Origin of the sequence: Streptomyces sp. 147326, assembly GCF_045000215.1 — a bacterium.
In the GTDB taxonomy this organism is placed as follows: domain Bacteria; phylum Actinomycetota; class Actinomycetes; order Streptomycetales; family Streptomycetaceae; genus Streptomyces.
Genome location: NZ_CP134201.1, coordinates 5,442,445 through 5,459,464, shown reverse-complemented (window position 1 = coordinate 5,459,464; position 17,020 = coordinate 5,442,445). Strand labels below are relative to the sequence as shown.

Below are 17,020 nucleotides of genomic sequence, written 5' to 3'. Positions count from 1 at the left end.
ATGAACACAGCTGTTCGTTATTTCAGAACTAACACAGTGGACGCGAGCAACTGAGGACAAGCCCTCGGCCTATTAGTACCAGTCAGCTTCACCCGTTACCGGGCTTCCACATCTGGCCTATCAACCCAGTCGTCTACTGGGAGCCTTACCCTCTCAAGGAGGTGGGAATACTCATCTTGAAGCAGGCTTCCCGCTTAGATGCTTTCAGCGGTTATCCCTCCCGAACGTAGCCAACCAGCCATGCCCTTGGCAGGACAACTGGCACACCAGAGGTTCGTCCGTCCCGGTCCTCTCGTACTAGGGACAGCCCTTCTCAATATTCCTACGCGCACAGCGGATAGGGACCGAACTGTCTCACGACGTTCTAAACCCAGCTCGCGTACCGCTTTAATGGGCGAACAGCCCAACCCTTGGGACCGACTCCAGCCCCAGGATGCGACGAGCCGACATCGAGGTGCCAAACCATCCCGTCGATATGGACTCTTGGGGAAGATCAGCCTGTTATCCCCGGGGTACCTTTTATCCGTTGAGCGACGGCGCTTCCACAAGCCACCGCCGGATCACTAGTCCCGACTTTCGTCCCTGCTCGACCCGTCGGTCTCACAGTCAAGCTCCCTTGTGCACTTACACTCAACACCTGATTGCCAACCAGGCTGAGGGAACCTTTGGGCGCCTCCGTTACCCTTTGGGAGGCAACCGCCCCAGTTAAACTACCCATCAGACACTGTCCCTGATCCGGATCACGGACCGAGGTTAGACATCCAGCACGACCAGAGTGGTATTTCAACGATGACTCCACCCCAACTGGCGTTGAGGTTTCACAGTCTCCCACCTATCCTACACAAGCCGAACCGAACACCAATATCAAACTGTAGTAAAGGTCCCGGGGTCTTTCCGTCCTGCTGCGCGAAACGAGCATCTTTACTCGTAGTGCAATTTCACCGGGCCTATGGTTGAGACAGTCGAGAAGTCGTTACGCCATTCGTGCAGGTCGGAACTTACCCGACAAGGAATTTCGCTACCTTAGGATGGTTATAGTTACCACCGCCGTTTACTGGCGCTTAAGTTCTCAGCTTCGCACGCCCGAAAGCGCACTAACCGGTCCCCTTAACGTTCCAGCACCGGGCAGGCGTCAGTCCGTATACATCGCCTTACGGCTTCGCACGGACCTGTGTTTTTAGTAAACAGTCGCTTCTCGCTGGTCTCTGCGGCCACCCCCAGCTCACGGAGTAAATCCGATCACCAGTGATGGCCCCCCTTCTCCCGAAGTTACGGGGGCATTTTGCCGAGTTCCTTAACCATAGTTCACCCGAACGCCTCGGTATTCTCTACCTGACCACCTGAGTCGGTTTAGGGTACGGGCCGCCATGAAACTCGCTAGAGGCTTTTCTCGACAGCATAGGATCATCCACTTCACCACAATCGGCTCGGCATCAGGTCTCAGCCTTAATGAGGGACGGATTTGCCTACCCCTCGGCCTACACCCTTACCCGGGACAACCACCGCCCGGGCTGGACTACCTTCCTGCGTCACCCCATCGCTTACCTACTACAAGTCTGGTTCGTCGGCTCCACCACTTTCCTTTCCCCGAAGGGTCCGGAACGGCTTCACGGACTTAGCATCGCCTGATTCGATATTGGGCGTTTCAAAGCGGGTACCGGAATATCAACCGGTTGTCCATCGACTACGCCTGTCGGCCTCGCCTTAGGTCCCGACTTACCCTGGGCAGATCAGCTTGACCCAGGAACCCTTAGTCAATCGGCGCACACGTTTCTCACGTGTGTATCGCTACTCATGCCTGCATTCTCACTCGTGAACCGTCCACAACTAGCTTCCGCTGCTGCTTCACCCGGCACACGACGCTCCCCTACCCATCACAGCGGGCGTTGGCCCTATTGCTGCAATGACACGACTTCGGCGGTACGCTTGAGCCCCGCTACATTGTCGGCGCGGAATCACTTGACCAGTGAGCTATTACGCACTCTTTCAAGGGTGGCTGCTTCTAAGCCAACCTCCTGGTTGTCTCTGCGACTCCACATCCTTTCCCACTTAGCGTACGCTTAGGGGCCTTAGTCGATGCTCTGGGCTGTTTCCCTCTCGACCATGGAGCTTATCCCCCACAGTCTCACTGCCGTGCTCTCACTTACCGGCATTCGGAGTTTGGCTAAGGTCAGTAACCCGGTAGGGCCCATCGCCTATCCAGTGCTCTACCTCCGGCAAGAAACACACGACGCTGCACCTAAATGCATTTCGGGGAGAACCAGCTATCACGGAGTTTGATTGGCCTTTCACCCCTAACCACAGGTCATCCCCCAGGTTTTCAACCCTGGTGGGTTCGGTCCTCCACGAAGTCTTACCTCCGCTTCAACCTGCCCATGGCTAGATCACTCCGCTTCGGGTCTAGAGCGTGCAACTCAATCGCCCTATTCGGACTCGCTTTCGCTACGGCTTCCCCACACGGGTTAACCTCGCTACACACCGCTAACTCGCAGGCTCATTCTTCAAAAGGCACGCAGTCACGACCGTTGTTCCGAAGAACAACGGCGACGCTCCCACGGCTTGTAGGCACACGGTTTCAGGTACTATTTCACTCCGCTCCCGCGGTACTTTTCACCATTCCTTCACGGTACTATCCGCTATCGGTCACCAGGGAATATTTAGGCTTAGCGGGTGGTCCCGCCAGATTCACACGGGATTTCTCGGGCCCCGTGCTACTTGGGAGATGAGCAAGCAAGCCGCTGATGTTTCGTCTACGGGGGTCTTACCCTCTACGCCGGACCTTTCGCATGTCCTTCGACTACATCAACGGTTTCTGACTCGCCGACCGGCCGGCAGACCGATCAAGCTCATTCCCACAACCCCGCATGCGCAACCCCTGCCGGGTATCACACGCATACGGTTTGGCCTCATCCGGTTTCGCTCGCCACTACTCCCGGAATCACGGTTGTTTTCTCTTCCTGAGGGTACTGAGATGTTTCACTTCCCCTCGTTCCCTCCACATGCCCTATGTGTTCAGGCATGGGTGACAGCCCATGACGACTGCCGGGTTTCCCCATTCGGACACCCCCGGATCAAAGCTCAGTTGGCAGCTCCCCGGGGCCTATCGCGGCCTCTCACGTCCTTCATCGGTTCCTGGTGCCAAGGCATCCACCGTGCGCCCTTAAAAACTTGGCCACAGATGCTCGCGTCCACTGTGTAGTTCTCAAACAACGACCAGCCACCCATCACCCTGCTCCACTCGGGAACAAGTTCACTGGGGCCGGCACTGAAGACATGACCTTACGGCCGTACCTTCAGGACCCAACAACGTGCCAAGCACGATCCTCCGTCAGTGACTCACTTTCCACGCCGAGCAGTACTCGTGATTCGGAAACCGTGCCAACTAATCAACGTTCCACCCATGAGCTGACCGTGCAGAACATTTGTCTGCAATCGGTACTGTGCTCCTTAGAAAGGAGGTGATCCAGCCGCACCTTCCGGTACGGCTACCTTGTTACGACTTCGTCCCAATCGCCAGTCCCACCTTCGACAGCTCCCTCCCTTACGGGTTGGGCCACCGGCTTCGGGTGTTACCGACTTTCGTGACGTGACGGGCGGTGTGTACAAGGCCCGGGAACGTATTCACCGCAGCAATGCTGATCTGCGATTACTAGCAACTCCGACTTCATGGGGTCGAGTTGCAGACCCCAATCCGAACTGAGACCGGCTTTTTGAGATTCGCTCCACCTTACGGTATCGCAGCTCATTGTACCGGCCATTGTAGCACGTGTGCAGCCCAAGACATAAGGGGCATGATGACTTGACGTCGTCCCCACCTTCCTCCGAGTTGACCCCGGCGGTCTCCTGTGAGTCCCCATCACCCCGAAGGGCATGCTGGCAACACAGGACAAGGGTTGCGCTCGTTGCGGGACTTAACCCAACATCTCACGACACGAGCTGACGACAGCCATGCACCACCTGTATACCGACCACAAGGGGGGCACTATCTCTAATGCTTTCCGGTATATGTCAAGCCTTGGTAAGGTTCTTCGCGTTGCGTCGAATTAAGCCACATGCTCCGCTGCTTGTGCGGGCCCCCGTCAATTCCTTTGAGTTTTAGCCTTGCGGCCGTACTCCCCAGGCGGGGAACTTAATGCGTTAGCTGCGGCACCGACGACGTGGAATGTCGCCAACACCTAGTTCCCAACGTTTACGGCGTGGACTACCAGGGTATCTAATCCTGTTCGCTCCCCACGCTTTCGCTCCTCAGCGTCAGTAATGGCCCAGAGATCCGCCTTCGCCACCGGTGTTCCTCCTGATATCTGCGCATTTCACCGCTACACCAGGAATTCCGATCTCCCCTACCACACTCTAGCTAGCCCGTATCGAATGCAGACCCGAGGTTAAGCCTCGGGCTTTCACATCCGACGTGACAAGCCGCCTACGAGCTCTTTACGCCCAATAATTCCGGACAACGCTTGCGCCCTACGTATTACCGCGGCTGCTGGCACGTAGTTAGCCGGCGCTTCTTCTGCAGGTACCGTCACTTTCGCTTCTTCCCTGCTGAAAGAGGTTTACAACCCGAAGGCCGTCATCCCTCACGCGGCGTCGCTGCATCAGGCTTTCGCCCATTGTGCAATATTCCCCACTGCTGCCTCCCGTAGGAGTCTGGGCCGTGTCTCAGTCCCAGTGTGGCCGGTCGCCCTCTCAGGCCGGCTACCCGTCGTCGCCTTGGTGGGCCATTACCCCACCAACAAGCTGATAGGCCGCGGGCTCATCCTTCACCGCCGGAGCTTTCAACCCCCGCCCATGCAGGCAGGAGTGGTATCCGGTATTAGACCCCGTTTCCAGGGCTTGTCCCAGAGTGAAGGGCAGATTGCCCACGTGTTACTCACCCGTTCGCCACTAATCCACCCCGAAGGGCTTCATCGTTCGACTTGCATGTGTTAAGCACGCCGCCAGCGTTCGTCCTGAGCCAGGATCAAACTCTCCATGAATGTTTACCCGTAATCGGGTGCACACATCACTTAGAGCGGGCACGTCAGGTCGGAATAAGACCGACGCGCCACAACGTCCTCGCTGTGTAATTGCCTGCCAGTGCCCGAAGGCCCGACAGGACTTTTTCAAAGGAACCTCATCCACCGAAGTGGACGGGGTATCAACTTCTGGCGTTGATTTTTGGCACGCTGTTGAGTTCTCAAGGAACGGACGCTTCCTTTGTACTCACCCTCTCGGGCTTTCCTCCGGGCTTTCGTTCTGTGTTCTTGCGTTTCCGACTCTATCAGACTCTTTCGGGCCTGACTTCCTCGGTGCTTTCCAGTTCCTGCGCTTTCGCGCTTTCCCTTTCCGGCGATTCCGACTCTATCAGAAGTTTTCCACCGGATTTCCCGGCTTGGATTCCTGAATGAGGAGTCGGCTACGCCCCGCTGGAATTCAATTCCTTGATGGGGGCGAGAGATAGGTTAAACCATCGCTGCCGAACTTGTCCAGTTCGAGGCAACCGTTCGAATCTACCTCCCCACGCGCTCCGTGTCAACGGCCTTCGCGGGACGACGAGGAGACTAGCAGCTCAGCAGGGTTGTACGCACATCAGGCCGCGGTCGGGAGCGTCGCCGTCCGGTCGGCGGCCTCGACGTCGCCCACCTCGCCCGCACGCGAGGCTCTGCCGCCCAGGACGAAGACGTAGAGCAGGAAGGCCGCCTCGGCGACGACGCCGATGGTGATGCGGGCCCAGGTGGGGAGGCCCGACGGGGTCACGAAGCCCTCGATCAGGCCCGAGATGAACAGGACCACCGCGAGGCCGATGGCCATGCCGAGGGCGGCGCGGCCCTGTTCCGCCAGGGCGGTGCGGCGGGTGCGGGGGCCCGGGTCGATGACCGTCCAGCCCAGCCGCAGGCCCGTGCCCGCGGCGACGAAGACCGCTGTCAGTTCGAGCAGGCCGTGCGGGAGGATCAGGCCGAGGAAGACGTCGAGGCGACCGGCGGAGGCCATCAGGCCGAGGCCGACCCCGAGGTTGGCCATGTTCAGGAACAGGATCCACAGCACGGGGAGTCCGAGGAAGGCACCGAGGACGAGGCAGATCGCCGCCGCCTGGGCGTTGTTCGTCCAGACTTTGGCGGCGAAGGAGCCCGCGGGGTGGCTGGAGTAGTACGTCTCGTACTCGCCGCCCGGCTGCGTGAGCGCCTTCAGGTCCGCCGGGGCCGCGATGGCGCCCTGGACCTCGGGGTGCGTGGCTATCCACCAGCCGATGAGCACGCCGAGTGCCGTGGAGAGCAGCGCGGTCGGTATCCACCAGCGGCGGCTGCGGTAGACCGCGGCAGGGAAGGCCGCCGTGAAGAAGAGGGCGGCGTCGCGCCAGCCGGCCCGTCGGGTGCCGGTCACCGTGGCGCGGGCGCGCGCAACCAGCTGGGTCAGCCGGCCCGTGAGCATGGGGTCGGGGGTGCTGGACTGGATGAGGGAGAGGTGGGTGGAGGTGCGCTGGTAGAGCGCGACGAGTTCGTCGGCCTCCGCACCGGTCAGCTTGCGGCCGCGGCCCAGGAGCTGCTCCAGGCGGTCCCATTCCGCGCGGTGTGCCGTCACGAAGACGTCGAGATCCATCCGGTTGCCGCTCCCCTGCCCCAGGTCACCTGCTGCTGCCTATTCCTCGTGTGGTCAGCTTGGCAGACTGGATGCCGTTGGGGCGGGGCAGGTCACATGAGAGGTGCTGCGGTGAGCGATCTGGTGACGGGGGACGCGGTCGTCCTGGGGTTGCGGCCCGCGAGGCTGCCGAGCCGCGGGCTGGCGATCCTCCTCGACCTGCTCGTGTACGTCACCGGGTACGTGCTGCTCTCGGTCGGGCTGGCCCTCGCGACCGCCTCGCTGGACGACGCCGCGCAGGCGGCCGTGGGGGTGGCGAGCTTCCTGCTGTTGCTGGTCGGCGTGCCGATCGCCGTGGAGACGCTGTCCCACGGGCGGTCCCTGGGCAAGCTCGCCTGCGGGCTGCGGGTGGTGCGGGACGACGGCGGGCCGATCCGGTTCCGGCACGCGCTGGTCCGCGGGGCCATGGGAGTGGTGGAGCTGCTGCTGACCTTCGGGACCGTGGCGTGCATCGCCTCTCTGGTCTCGGCGCGCGGGCGGCGGCTCGGGGACGTCTTCGCCGGGACGCTCGTGGTCCGGGAGCGGGTGCCGGGGGCCCGGGTGATGCCGGTGCCTCCGCCGCCGCCGTGGCTGGCCGGGCGGTTCACCGGGCTGGACCTGTCGGCGGTGCCGGACGGGCTGTGGCTGGCGATACGCCAGTACCTGACGCGGATGAACCAGCTGGATCCGCAGGTGGGCGCCGCGATGGCGGCGAGGCTCGCGGACGATCTGGTGGCGCGCACGGGGGCGCCCGCGCCGGCGGGGGTGCCCGCTGCCGCGTTCCTGATGGCTGTCGTGCACGAGCGGCAGTCGCGGGACGCCGCCCGGGCCTTCCGGTCCGCCGCTGCCGCCGCCCCCGCGCCGGCCCCCGCCTTCGCGCCGGCCCCCGCCTTCGCGCCGGCCCCGGCTCCCGCCGGGTTCGCGCCGACGGCCGTTCCGACGCCCGTTCCGACGCCGGCTCCCTACGTGGCTCCCGCGCCCGTGGCCCCCGTGGAGGCTCCGCGCGCCGGCGGGTTCGCGCCGCCCGCCTGAGGGGTCAGTGCTCCTCGAAGGTGGAGGGCGGGGTCTCCAGGTGTTCGAGCTCGATGCCGGGGGCCGAGAGCACCACGTCGCCGGCGATGTGGATCGTGTGGACCTCGCCCGTGTCCAGGGCGCTGACCTGGTACTCGTCCACAAGGAGCGGGCCGCTGTCGGTGGGGTGTTCCTCGCGGGCGAGCAAGGCCCACGCCTGGTCGACCGTACGGGGGGCCAGGACCGGGTCGGTGAGGGCGAGGAGCCGGACGCGGGTGGCCGGGGCGCCGGGGGTCAGGCGCAGCAGGCGGGCCGTGGCGATCAGGAAGGCCGGGGAGGTGCCGGTGAAGCCGGGGGCGGCGATGTTGCCCTCGGTGGCCTCGGTGCCGGTGGGGTCGGTTCGGACCCAGGTGACGCCGTCGATGGCGGCGCCGCGGACCTGCCAGCTCGCGGCGTTCACTTCGAGGCGGATGGGGCGGCCGAGTTCGTCGATCGCGAGGTCGACGGAGCCGCGGTGGTCGCCGTTCGGGGCGGTGAGCTGGGAGACGTAGCGCCAGCCGGAGGGGCCGGGGGCGCAGTGGAAGTGCTCCTCGCCGAGGGGGGCGTGGTCGTGCGGGTCGTGGAGCGAGTATCGGCCGCGGGGCATGGTGCGCACACTTCTCGGGGTCGGGGGTGTCGAGCGATATGGGGCAGGCCCCCGGCACGGGTGCCGGGGGCCTGCCTCACGTGGTGCCGCCGCTGATCAGGAGCTGATCAGGAGTTGATCAGTAGCGGTAGTGGTCCGGCTTGTACGGGCCCTCGACCTGGACGCCGATGTAGGCGGCCTGCTCCGGGCGCAGGGTGGTGAGGCGGACGCCGAGGGCGTCGAGGTGCAGGCGGGCGACCTTCTCGTCGAGGTGCTTCGGCAGCACGTAGACCTCGGTCGGGTACTCCTCCGGCTTGGTGAAGAGCTCGATCTGGGCCAGGGTCTGGTCCGCGAAGGAGTTCGACATCACGAAGGACGGGTGGCCGGTCGCGTTGCCCAGGTTCAGCAGACGGCCCTCGGACAGCACGATGAGGACCTTGCCGTCGGGGAACTTCCAGGTGTGGACCTGCGGCTTGACCTCGTCCTTGACGATGCCGTCGATCTTCGCGAGACCGGCCATGTCGATCTCGTTGTCGAAGTGGCCGATGTTGCCCACGATGGCCTGGTGCTTCATCTTGGCCATGTCGGCGGCCATGATGATGTCCTTGTTGCCGGTCGTGGTGATGAAGATGTCCGCCGTCTCGACGACGTCGTCCAGCGTGGCGACCTGGTAGCCGTCCATCGCCGCCTGCAGCGCGCAGATCGGGTCGATCTCGGTGACGATGACGCGGGCGCCCTGGCCGCGCAGCGACTCGGCGCAGCCCTTGCCGACGTCGCCGTAGCCGAAGACCACGGCCGTCTTGCCGCCGATGAGCACGTCGGTGGCACGGTTGATGCCGTCGATCAGGGAGTGGCGGCAGCCGTACTTGTTGTCGAACTTCGACTTCGTCACCGCGTCGTTCACGTTGATCGCCGGGAACAGCAGCGTGCCCTCGGACATCATCTCGTACAGACGGTGGACACCGGTGGTGGTCTCCTCCGTCACGCCGCGGATCTCGGACGCGAGCTGGGTCCACTTCTGGGGGGACTCGCCGAGGGTGCGGTTGAGCAGGGTGAGGATGTGGGCGTACTCCTCGGAGTCCGCGGTCGACGGGTCCGGGGCCGCGCCGGCCTTCTCGAACTCGACACCCTTGTGGACGAGCAGGGTGGCGTCACCACCGTCGTCGAGGATCATGTTCGGGCCGCCGGTGGGGGTGTTCGGCCAGGTCAGCGCCTGCTCGGTGCACCACCAGTACTCCTCCAGCGTCTCGCCCTTCCAGGCGAAGACGGGGATGCCCTGCGGGTTCTCCGGGGTGCCGTTCGGGCCCACCGCGATGGCGGCGGCCGCGTGGTCCTGGGTGGAGAAGATGTTGCAGGAGGCCCAGCGGACGTCGGCGCCGAGGGCGGCCAGCGTCTCGATCAGGACGGCGGTCTGGATCGTCATGTGCAGCGAGCCGGTGATGCGGGCGCCGGCCAGCGGCTGCGCCTCGGCGTACTCGCGGCGGATCGACATCAGGCCCGGCATCTCGTGCTCGGCCAGGGTGATCTCCTTGCGGCCGAAGGCGGCAAGGGACAGGTCTGCGACCTTGAAGTCCATGGGTGCTGCTCCTCATGGTTCGAGAGGTGGGTACGGCTGGTCCGTGCGCCGTCCTGGGGACGGGACACCGAGCACAGTCCGTCGGGGGTCCTCTCTCCCCTCGGCCGGTCGCAAGGACCGCCCGACCCGCCATCAGCAGCGACGCCTGACACTGACCACGAATCTACACCGATCGGTGGAGTGAGCCCCAGTCAGACGAGGAAGAAGGCGTGTGGTGATGTCAGGCCCTCCGACTGGAGCTTTCAGGGCCTTTCGGACTTTTGATCCGCTGTTCACGCGCGGGAGGATGCCGGTGGATCGGGAACTCACGCGCGATCCCGCAGGACCCATCGCCGCCGGCAAGGAGGTCGACCGCGAGCGCTTCGCGGGCAAGCGGGTCCTCTCCACGGGGGTCGCGGACGGCATCCGCCGGCCGGAGGAGCTGATCGAACGCGTGCGGAGCGCGCCCGTGCAGACCGGAACGGCCACCGAGGGCGCCTCCGGCGGTTTCGGCGGTGTCGGCGGTGTCGGTGGTGTCGGTGGCAAGGAGCGGAGCCTCGCGTACAAGGCCCTGATGAACGGCGTCTCGTACATGATCTCGTTCGTGGTGGTGGGCGGTCTGCTCATCGCCATCGCGCTGGCGCTGGGCGGGCACGCGACGGCCGAGGGGTACGCCACGACGCCGGGCATGTTCTGGGACCACGTCTTCCAGATCGGCGTGCTCGGCTTCACCCTGATGATCCCGATCCTGTCCGGGTGCATCGCGTACGCCATCGGCGACCGGCCGGCGCTCGTGCCCGGCATGATCGGCGGCTTCATAGCGAACACCGGCGCGCTCTACGGCTCCGAGTCGGGCGCGGGCTTCATCGGCGCGATCGTGCCGGCGCCGGCGCAGCCGGGCTGGGGTGCCCCCGCGCCCGGAGCCACGGACTGAGGGCCGGGGTGTGCGAAGGCCCCCGCGGGCTGGTGCTCGCGGGGGCCTTCGTACGTCCGTGGTTACTTGGCGGCTTCGGGACGGTAGATGTCCGGCTCCAGGTAGATCACGCGGGCGATCGGGACCGCCTCGCGGATGCGGGCCTCGGCGGCGTTGATCGCGTCCGCCACCTCGGTCGCGGTGTCGTGGCCCTCGACGGCGATCTTGGCGGCGACCAGCAGTTCCTCCGGGCCGAGGTGCAGGGTCCGCATGTGGATGACGCGGGTGACGACGTCGCCGTCGACGAGCGCGGTCTTGATCTTCTCGATCTCTTCGATGCCCGCGGCCTCGCCGAGCAGCAGGGACTTGGTCTCCGCGGCCAGGACGATCGCGATCCCGATGAGCAGGACGCCGATGCACAGGGTGCCGATGCCGTCCCAGACGCCGTTGCCGGTCAGCAGGGCGAGGCCGACGCCGCCGAGGGCCAGCACCAGGCCGACGAGCGCCCCGAGGTCCTCGAGGAGGACGACGGGCAGTTCGGGGGCCTTGGCCCGGCGGACGAACTGGGTCCAGGTCTGCTTGCCCCGGATCTCGTTCGACTCCTTGATCGCGGTGCGGAAGGAGAAGGACTCGGCGATGATCGCGAAGACGAGCACGCCGACCGGCCAGTACCAGGCCTCGATCGGGTGCGGGTGGTTGATCTTCTCGATGCCCTCGTAGATGGCGAACATGCCACCGACGGTGAAGAGCACGATGGAGACGAGGAAGGCGTAGATGTAGCGCTCGCGCCCGTACCCGAAGGGGTGTTGCGGGGTCGCCTCGCGCTTGGCCTTCTTTCCGCCGAGGAGCAGCAGCCCCTGGTTCCCGGAGTCCGCCAGCGAGTGGACGCTTTCGGCGAGCATCGACGAGGAGCCGCTGAAGAGGAATGCCACGAATTTGGCTACAGCGATGGCGAGGTTGGCGGCGAGTGCCGCCACGATCGCCCTGGTACCGCCCGACGCGCTCATGGGTGCAGGATGTCCTTCCTAGCCACTGACTACCGGCCGCACATTGTTGCAGCCGCCGGGACGGACGCGGCGTCAGACCACCACGGTGGCACGGAAGACCGTACCGCTTCCGGACAGTTCGACCTTTTCGCCCGCCGGTACGAAGACCGATTCGCCGGGTGTCAGCGGCAGTTCGCCGGCCGTCACGGAACCGGCCGTGCACAGCAGGATCTGCGGGGCGTCCAGCGACAGCACGCGGGAGACGCCGCCGGGCGCGAGGAGGAAGCGGGAGAGCCGGAACTCGTCGATCGGGCTCTCGTAGACCTCCTCGCCGCCGTCACCTTCGGGGCGCAGCACGTTCGGGTCGCCCGGCTCGAACTTCGCGATCTTCAGCAGCTCGGGCACGTCCACGTGCTTGGGGGTGAGTCCGGCGCGCAGCACGTTGTCGGAGTTGGCCAGCAGCTCGACGCCGAGGCCGTCGATGTAGGCGTGCGGGACGCCGGCGCCGAGGAACATCGCCTCGCCGGGCTGGAGTCGGACGTGGTTGAGCAGCATGGCCGCGATGACTCCCGGATCGCCCGGGAAGTGGTGGGCGAGGGTGGCGTACGGGGCGTACGGGCCGCCGAGGCGCTCGACGGCGGCCGCGATCTCGTGGACGGTGTGGGCCATCTCGGCACGGTCCGCGGTCAGTACGGCGGTGAGCATCTCGCGCAGGGCCGCCTCTTCGGGGTGCGCGTGCAGCAGGTCGACGTACGGCTTGAGGCTGTCCACGTCCAGGCCCGCGAGGAGTTCGGCGGCCTCCAACGGCGTGCGGAAGCCGCACAGCCCGTCGAACGCGGTGAGCGCGCAGATCATTTCGGGCTTGTGGTTGGGGTCCTTGTAGTTGCGGTGGCCCGCGTCGATCGGGACCCCGCGGCGCTCCTCGTCCTCGAAGCCCGCCTTCGCCTGGGCCAGATCGGGGTGGACCTGGAGGGAGAGCGGCGCACCTGCGGCGAGGATCTTGAGGAGAAAGGGCAGCCGGGGGCCGAACTTGGCGACGGTCGCCGCTCCGAGCTCGCCCTCGGGGTCGGCCGCGATGACGTCCGAAAGGGCCACCTCGCCGGCGCCGCGGTCGAGGCGGGAGGGGGCGCCGGGGTGGGCGCCCATCCACAGTTCGGCCTGGGGCTCACCGGTGGGTTCGACACCGAGGAGCGCGGGGAGGGCCGTGGTGGATCCCCAGGCGTAGGGGCGGATCGTGTTCGTCAGGCGGTCCATCGTCGTCTTCCTGGATAGAGCCGGGGCGTGTGCGTGTACCTCAGCTGTGTCCCCCGGAAGCCAACGCCAGGTAGGCGGTGGCGAAATCCGTGACGGCGAGGAGTTCGGCGAGCTGCTCCAGCTCGACGCCCTCCTCCGGTTCGAGTTCGCTGATGGCCGTGTCGTGGCTGAGGGCGAGCTCGCGTGCGGCGGGGGCGGCGGTGAGGCCGCCGGCCGGCCGGTCACGCAGCAGGACGATGCGGGCCCGAAGGGCCTGGGGCTCTTCGACCCGGTCACGGAAGAAGTCTTCGGGGTCGGCGCCGGCGGCGAAGGCTCCGGCGAGCAGGATGCCGTGGGCGGGCAGCGCCTCGGGGAGCACGGCGGACAGTGCGGGGCGGCCGGCGAGCTCGGCGAGGGTGGCGGCGAAGCGGCGGCCGGCGGGGGCGGCGCCGGTGCCCTCGCTCCAGATGAGCGGGAGGGAGTCGGCGAGCTCGGCGGCGAGGGTCTTGGCCGGGTTGGAGTAGGTGGCGATGGCGGGCCCGCAGCGTTCGGCCGTGCGGTCGAGCCGGTCGGCGACGAGCTGCAGGGTGTCGGGGGCCGCGGTGATCAGGCCGACCTTGTCGAGGAGCAGCAGCAGGGGCGTGAGCAGCGCCCACAGGGCGCCCGGGCCCGCGGCGGCGGATTCGTCGTACTCCTGGTACGGGGCCTTGGCCATCGGTACGAGGAGCCCGTGCGCGCCGTCCACGGCCTCGCTCAGCGGTGAGCGCTCGGGGGCGACGGCGACGACGGTGCAGCCGCGCCGGTACGCCTGCTCGGCGAGGACGGCCAGGCCGGGCTCGGTGCCGTCGGTGGTGGCGATGAGCAGCAGGTCGACCGAGCCGGCCCAGCCGGGCAGGGCCCAGCGCAGTGCGCCGGCGGCGTGCGCGACGCCGGTGGGGTCCAGCCGGATCACGGGCGCGGACGCGCCGGCGAGGGCCGCCAGCAGGTCGGCGACGCCGGTGGCGGCGGTGCCGGGCCCGGCGATCAGGACGGCGCGCGGGCGGCCGTCGGGGCGCAGGTCGGCGAGGCCCGCCTCGTTCGCGTGCCGGGCTGCGGTACGGACTCTCGCTCCGGCCTCGGCCGCGCCGCGGAGCAGGCCCCGGCGGTCGACGCGGGCGAGATCGTCCGGTGCGTCGAGGAGCGACTCGTCGAGCATGGCGGCCTCCGGCGGTGTTGACGGATCCAGGGTTGCGGAATCGGTCTCAGCGTCTGCGTGTGCCTACGCGGCGCGGCAGGGGTCAGGCGGGGCGGCGGGCCTCGTCGACCAGGAGCACCGGGATGCCGTCACGGACCGGGTACGCGAGGCCGCAGTCCTGGCCGGTGCAGATCAGCTCGGGGGCCGTCTCGTCGGCCGACTTGTCCTCGAGGGGCGCGTGGCAGGCGGGGCAGGCGAGGATCTGCAGGAGGCCGGCTTCGAGCGGCATGGGGCGGTTCCCTTCGGGCATGCGGATGGTTCTGGGGTGGGGCGAGGTCAGCGTACCGCCGAGTCACCTCCGGTGCGGGCTGGAGTGTCCCTGTGGGGACGCCCGTGGTTCAGTGCGGCGCCGTTGCGGGGGCGCTGCCCCCGAGCCCCCGCGCCTCGAACGCCGGCGGGGCTGGATGCGGCCGGGGGCGGAAGAGGTCCCGCCCCCGGCCGATGAGCATCAGGCGCGGATGAGGGCCAGGACCTCGTCACGGACCTTCGAGAGGGTCGCCGCGTCGCGGGCCTCCACGTTCAGGCGCAGCAGGGGCTCGGTGTTGGAGGCGCGGACGTTGAACCACCAGTCCTCGCCCGTCACCGTCAGACCGTCGAGCTCGTCCACCGCCACCCCGTCACAACCCGCATACGCGGCCCTCACCGCCGCCAGACGGGCCCCCTGGTCCGCGACCGTCGAATTGATCTCACCCGAACCCGCATACCGGTCATACGAAGCCACCAGAGCCGACAGCGGACCGTCCTGACCACCCAGCGCCGCCAGCACGTGCAACGCAGCCAGCATGCCCGTGTCCGCGTTCCAGAAATCCTTGAAGTAGTAGTGCGCCGAGTGCTCACCACCGAAGATCGCACCCGTCTTCGCCATCTCCTCCTTGATGAAGGAATGACCGACACGGGTACGGACCGGGGTGCCGCCGTTCTCACGGACCACCTCCGGCACCGACCAGGAGGTGATCAGATTGTGGATCACCGTGCCCGTCCCCCCGTTGCGGGCCAGCTCACGCGCCGCCACCAACGCGGTGATCGCCGACGGGGACACACCCTCACCCCGCTCGTCCACGATGAAGCAACGGTCCGCATCACCATCGAACGCGATACCCAGATCCGCACCCTCCGCCAGCACCCGCGCCTGCAGATCCACGATGTTCTTCGGATCCAGCGGGTTGGCCTCGTGGTTGGGGAACGTGCCGTCCAGCTCGAAGTACATCGGCACCAGATCCAGCGGCAGACCCTCGAACACCGTCGGAACCGTGTGACCGCCCATGCCGTTGCCCGCGTCCACGACCACCTTCAGCGGACGGACCGACGCCAGGTCCACCAGCCCCCGCAGATGCGCCGAGTAACCGGGAAGGCTGTCCTGCTCCGTGACCGTGCCCGCAACCGTGCCGGCCGCCACCGCCGGGGCGCCTTCGTCGGACCACTTCTCCACCAGCTCACGGATCTGCGACAGACCCGTGTCCTGGCCCACCGGAGCCGCACCCGCCCGGCACAGCTTGATCCCGTTGTACTTCGCCGGATTGTGCGAAGCCGTGAACATCGCACCCGGCAGATCCAGCGAACCCGACGCGTAATACAGCTGATCCGTCGAACACAGACCGATCAGCGTCACATCCACACCCCGCACGGCCGCACCCCGCGCGAACGCCGCCGACAGACCCGGCGACGACGGCCGCATGTCATGACCGATCACGATCGCCGAAGCCCCCGTCACCTCCACGAACGCGGCACCGAACAGCTCCGCCAACGACTCGTCCCACTCGTCCGGCACGACACCACGCACGTCATACGCCTTGACGATGTTCGAAAGATCTGCGGCCACTGCCTGCCCTCCTGAGGTTCTGTGCGGTTCAGCAAACCTACCTTGAACCAGGAGCTCCGTTTCAGACGATCGGAGCGTCAGGAATCGGGCGATCTCAGGACGCGCAGGTGTCCGCGGCGGGTCTCGCCGGTGACCGGGCCGCCCTGGCCGGAGCGGCCGGCCTCGGCCGCGCGGCCGGGCGGGCGGGCGGCTTCGCGGACCGCGTTGGCGAGGGCTTCGAGGTCGTCGCCGCTGGGGCGGGACGGCCCGGAGCCGTCGGACAGGCGGACGACGTCCCAGCCGCGCGGGGCGGTCAGGCGCTCCGAGTGCTCGGCACACAGGTCGTAGCAATGGGGTTCGGCGTAGGTGGCGAGCGGGCCGAGAACTGCGGTCGAATCGGCGTAGACGTACGTCAGTGTCGCGACGGCAGGGCGGCCGCACGCGGTGCGCGAACAGCGACGTACAAGGCTCACGACGTTGGACGGTACCGCACTCTTGACCGGGCCGCGACGACTCCACCGCCGCTCACTCCCCCGTGTCGTGCTCGGAGCTACCCTGCGGGGGTGATGGACACCCCTCTGCCTCCCTGCCCCGGCGAGCCCCCTGCAGCGGCCCCCACCGAGCCGCGTCCGCGCCGGCGGGACCGGCACGGACGCGGGATGCGCGGGCCGGTGGCCCCTCCTCAGGTGCCGCTGTCGGCGAGCCGGTCGGAGCTGTTCGGGGACCTCGTACGGGATTCCGTGGAGCGGCTGGAGCGGCGCTGGCCGCAGCTGGCCGAGGTGGAGTTCCTGGTCGGTGACGTCCCGGGCCCGCCCGGCGGTGCGGACGGCGGCTGGAACGACGAGGCGGTGCCGCTGGGCGCGGTGTCGGAGTCCCGCGAGGGGCGGCCGGCCCGGGTCGTGGTCTTCCGGCGGCCCGTGGAGATCCGTACGAAGACGCGGGACGAGAAGGCGATGCTGGTCCACGAGATCGTGGTGGAGCAGGTGGCGGAGCTGCTCGGGCTGTCGCCCGAGACCGTGGACCCGCGCTACGGGCAGGACTGACCGGAGGGGGCGGGGGACCGGGAGGTCC

Annotated in this window: 11 protein-coding genes, 2 rRNA genes and 1 pseudogene; 3 read left to right on the top strand and 11 right to left on the bottom strand. The window is 66.8% G+C overall.

Annotated elements, in window-relative coordinates; all coding sequences use genetic code 11:
• Window positions 1-52: 52 nt before the first annotated feature.
• The 3 genes from RIU97_RS24995 to RIU97_RS24985 all read right to left on the bottom strand — a co-directional run bounded on the left by RIU97_RS24995 (window position 53) and on the right by RIU97_RS24985 (window position 6,576).
• Window positions 53-3,174, bottom strand: a 23S ribosomal RNA gene (locus tag RIU97_RS24995).
• Between the two features lie 277 nt (window positions 3,175-3,451).
• A 16S ribosomal RNA gene (locus tag RIU97_RS24990) occupies window positions 3,452-4,976 on the bottom strand.
• Together the 16S and 23S rRNA genes form the textbook arrangement of a ribosomal RNA operon.
• Before the next feature lie 592 nt (window positions 4,977-5,568).
• Window positions 5,569-6,576, bottom strand: coding sequence for a stage II sporulation protein M (locus tag RIU97_RS24985; protein ID WP_404959807.1), 1,008 nt, complete (start codon window positions 6,574-6,576; stop codon window positions 5,569-5,571).
• Window positions 6,577-6,687: 111 nt separating this feature from the next.
• Between RIU97_RS24985 and RIU97_RS24980 the strand changes: the two genes are divergently transcribed.
• Complete coding sequence (locus RIU97_RS24980; protein WP_404959806.1) at window positions 6,688-7,626, top strand: RDD family protein; 939 nt, start codon at window positions 6,688-6,690, stop codon at window positions 7,624-7,626.
• A gap of 4 nt (window positions 7,627-7,630) precedes the next feature.
• On the opposite strand, the gene RIU97_RS24975 is transcribed toward RIU97_RS24980, so the two are convergent.
• Entirely contained in the window at window positions 7,631-8,251 is a 621-nt protein-coding gene (locus tag RIU97_RS24975) for a hypothetical protein (protein ID WP_404959805.1), read from the bottom strand.
• Window positions 8,252-8,369: 118 nt separating this feature from the next.
• Window positions 8,370-9,806, bottom strand: a complete 1,437-nt coding sequence (ahcY, locus tag RIU97_RS24970; RefSeq protein ID WP_401247637.1) for an adenosylhomocysteinase — start codon at window positions 9,804-9,806, stop codon at window positions 8,370-8,372.
• Between the two features lie 286 nt (window positions 9,807-10,092).
• Here ahcY and RIU97_RS24965 point away from each other — a divergent pair.
• Window positions 10,093-10,665: pseudogene (locus RIU97_RS24965) on the top strand (PTS fructose transporter subunit IIC); the annotation flags it as partial.
• Window positions 10,666-10,781: 116 nt separating this feature from the next.
• On the opposite strand, the gene RIU97_RS24960 reads toward RIU97_RS24965, so the two are convergent.
• The 6 genes from RIU97_RS24960 to RIU97_RS24935 form a co-directional block, all read right to left on the bottom strand.
• Entirely contained in the window at window positions 10,782-11,705 is a 924-nt protein-coding gene (locus RIU97_RS24960) for a cation diffusion facilitator family transporter (RefSeq protein WP_404959803.1), read from the bottom strand.
• Between the two features lie 72 nt (window positions 11,706-11,777).
• Complete coding sequence (manA, locus tag RIU97_RS24955; RefSeq protein WP_404959801.1) at window positions 11,778-12,938, bottom strand: mannose-6-phosphate isomerase, class I; 1,161 nt, start codon at window positions 12,936-12,938, stop codon at window positions 11,778-11,780.
• A gap of 40 nt (window positions 12,939-12,978) precedes the next feature.
• Complete coding sequence (locus RIU97_RS24950; protein WP_404959800.1) at window positions 12,979-14,112, bottom strand: SIS domain-containing protein; 1,134 nt, start codon at window positions 14,110-14,112, stop codon at window positions 12,979-12,981.
• Between the two features lie 82 nt (window positions 14,113-14,194).
• Window positions 14,195-14,380: a Trm112 family protein gene (locus RIU97_RS24945; protein ID WP_319733427.1), complete on the bottom strand. Its 186-nt coding sequence runs from the start codon at window positions 14,378-14,380 to the stop codon at window positions 14,195-14,197.
• A gap of 219 nt (window positions 14,381-14,599) precedes the next feature.
• The gene (locus tag RIU97_RS24940) at window positions 14,600-15,970 is read right to left on the bottom strand and encodes a phosphomannomutase/phosphoglucomutase (protein ID WP_404959799.1); all 1,371 of its coding nucleotides are present in this window, start codon (window positions 15,968-15,970) and stop codon (window positions 14,600-14,602) included.
• 77 nt (window positions 15,971-16,047) lie between these two features.
• On the bottom strand, window positions 16,048-16,422 hold the full coding sequence (locus RIU97_RS24935; protein ID WP_404959797.1) for a DUF3499 domain-containing protein: 375 nt from the start codon (window positions 16,420-16,422) through the stop codon (window positions 16,048-16,050).
• A 93-nt stretch (window positions 16,423-16,515) separates the two neighbouring features.
• Between RIU97_RS24935 and RIU97_RS24930 the strand changes: the two genes are divergently transcribed.
• The gene (locus RIU97_RS24930) at window positions 16,516-16,992 is read left to right on the top strand and encodes a metallopeptidase family protein (protein WP_361756220.1); all 477 of its coding nucleotides are present in this window, start codon (window positions 16,516-16,518) and stop codon (window positions 16,990-16,992) included.
• Window positions 16,993-17,020 lie beyond the last annotated feature (28 nt).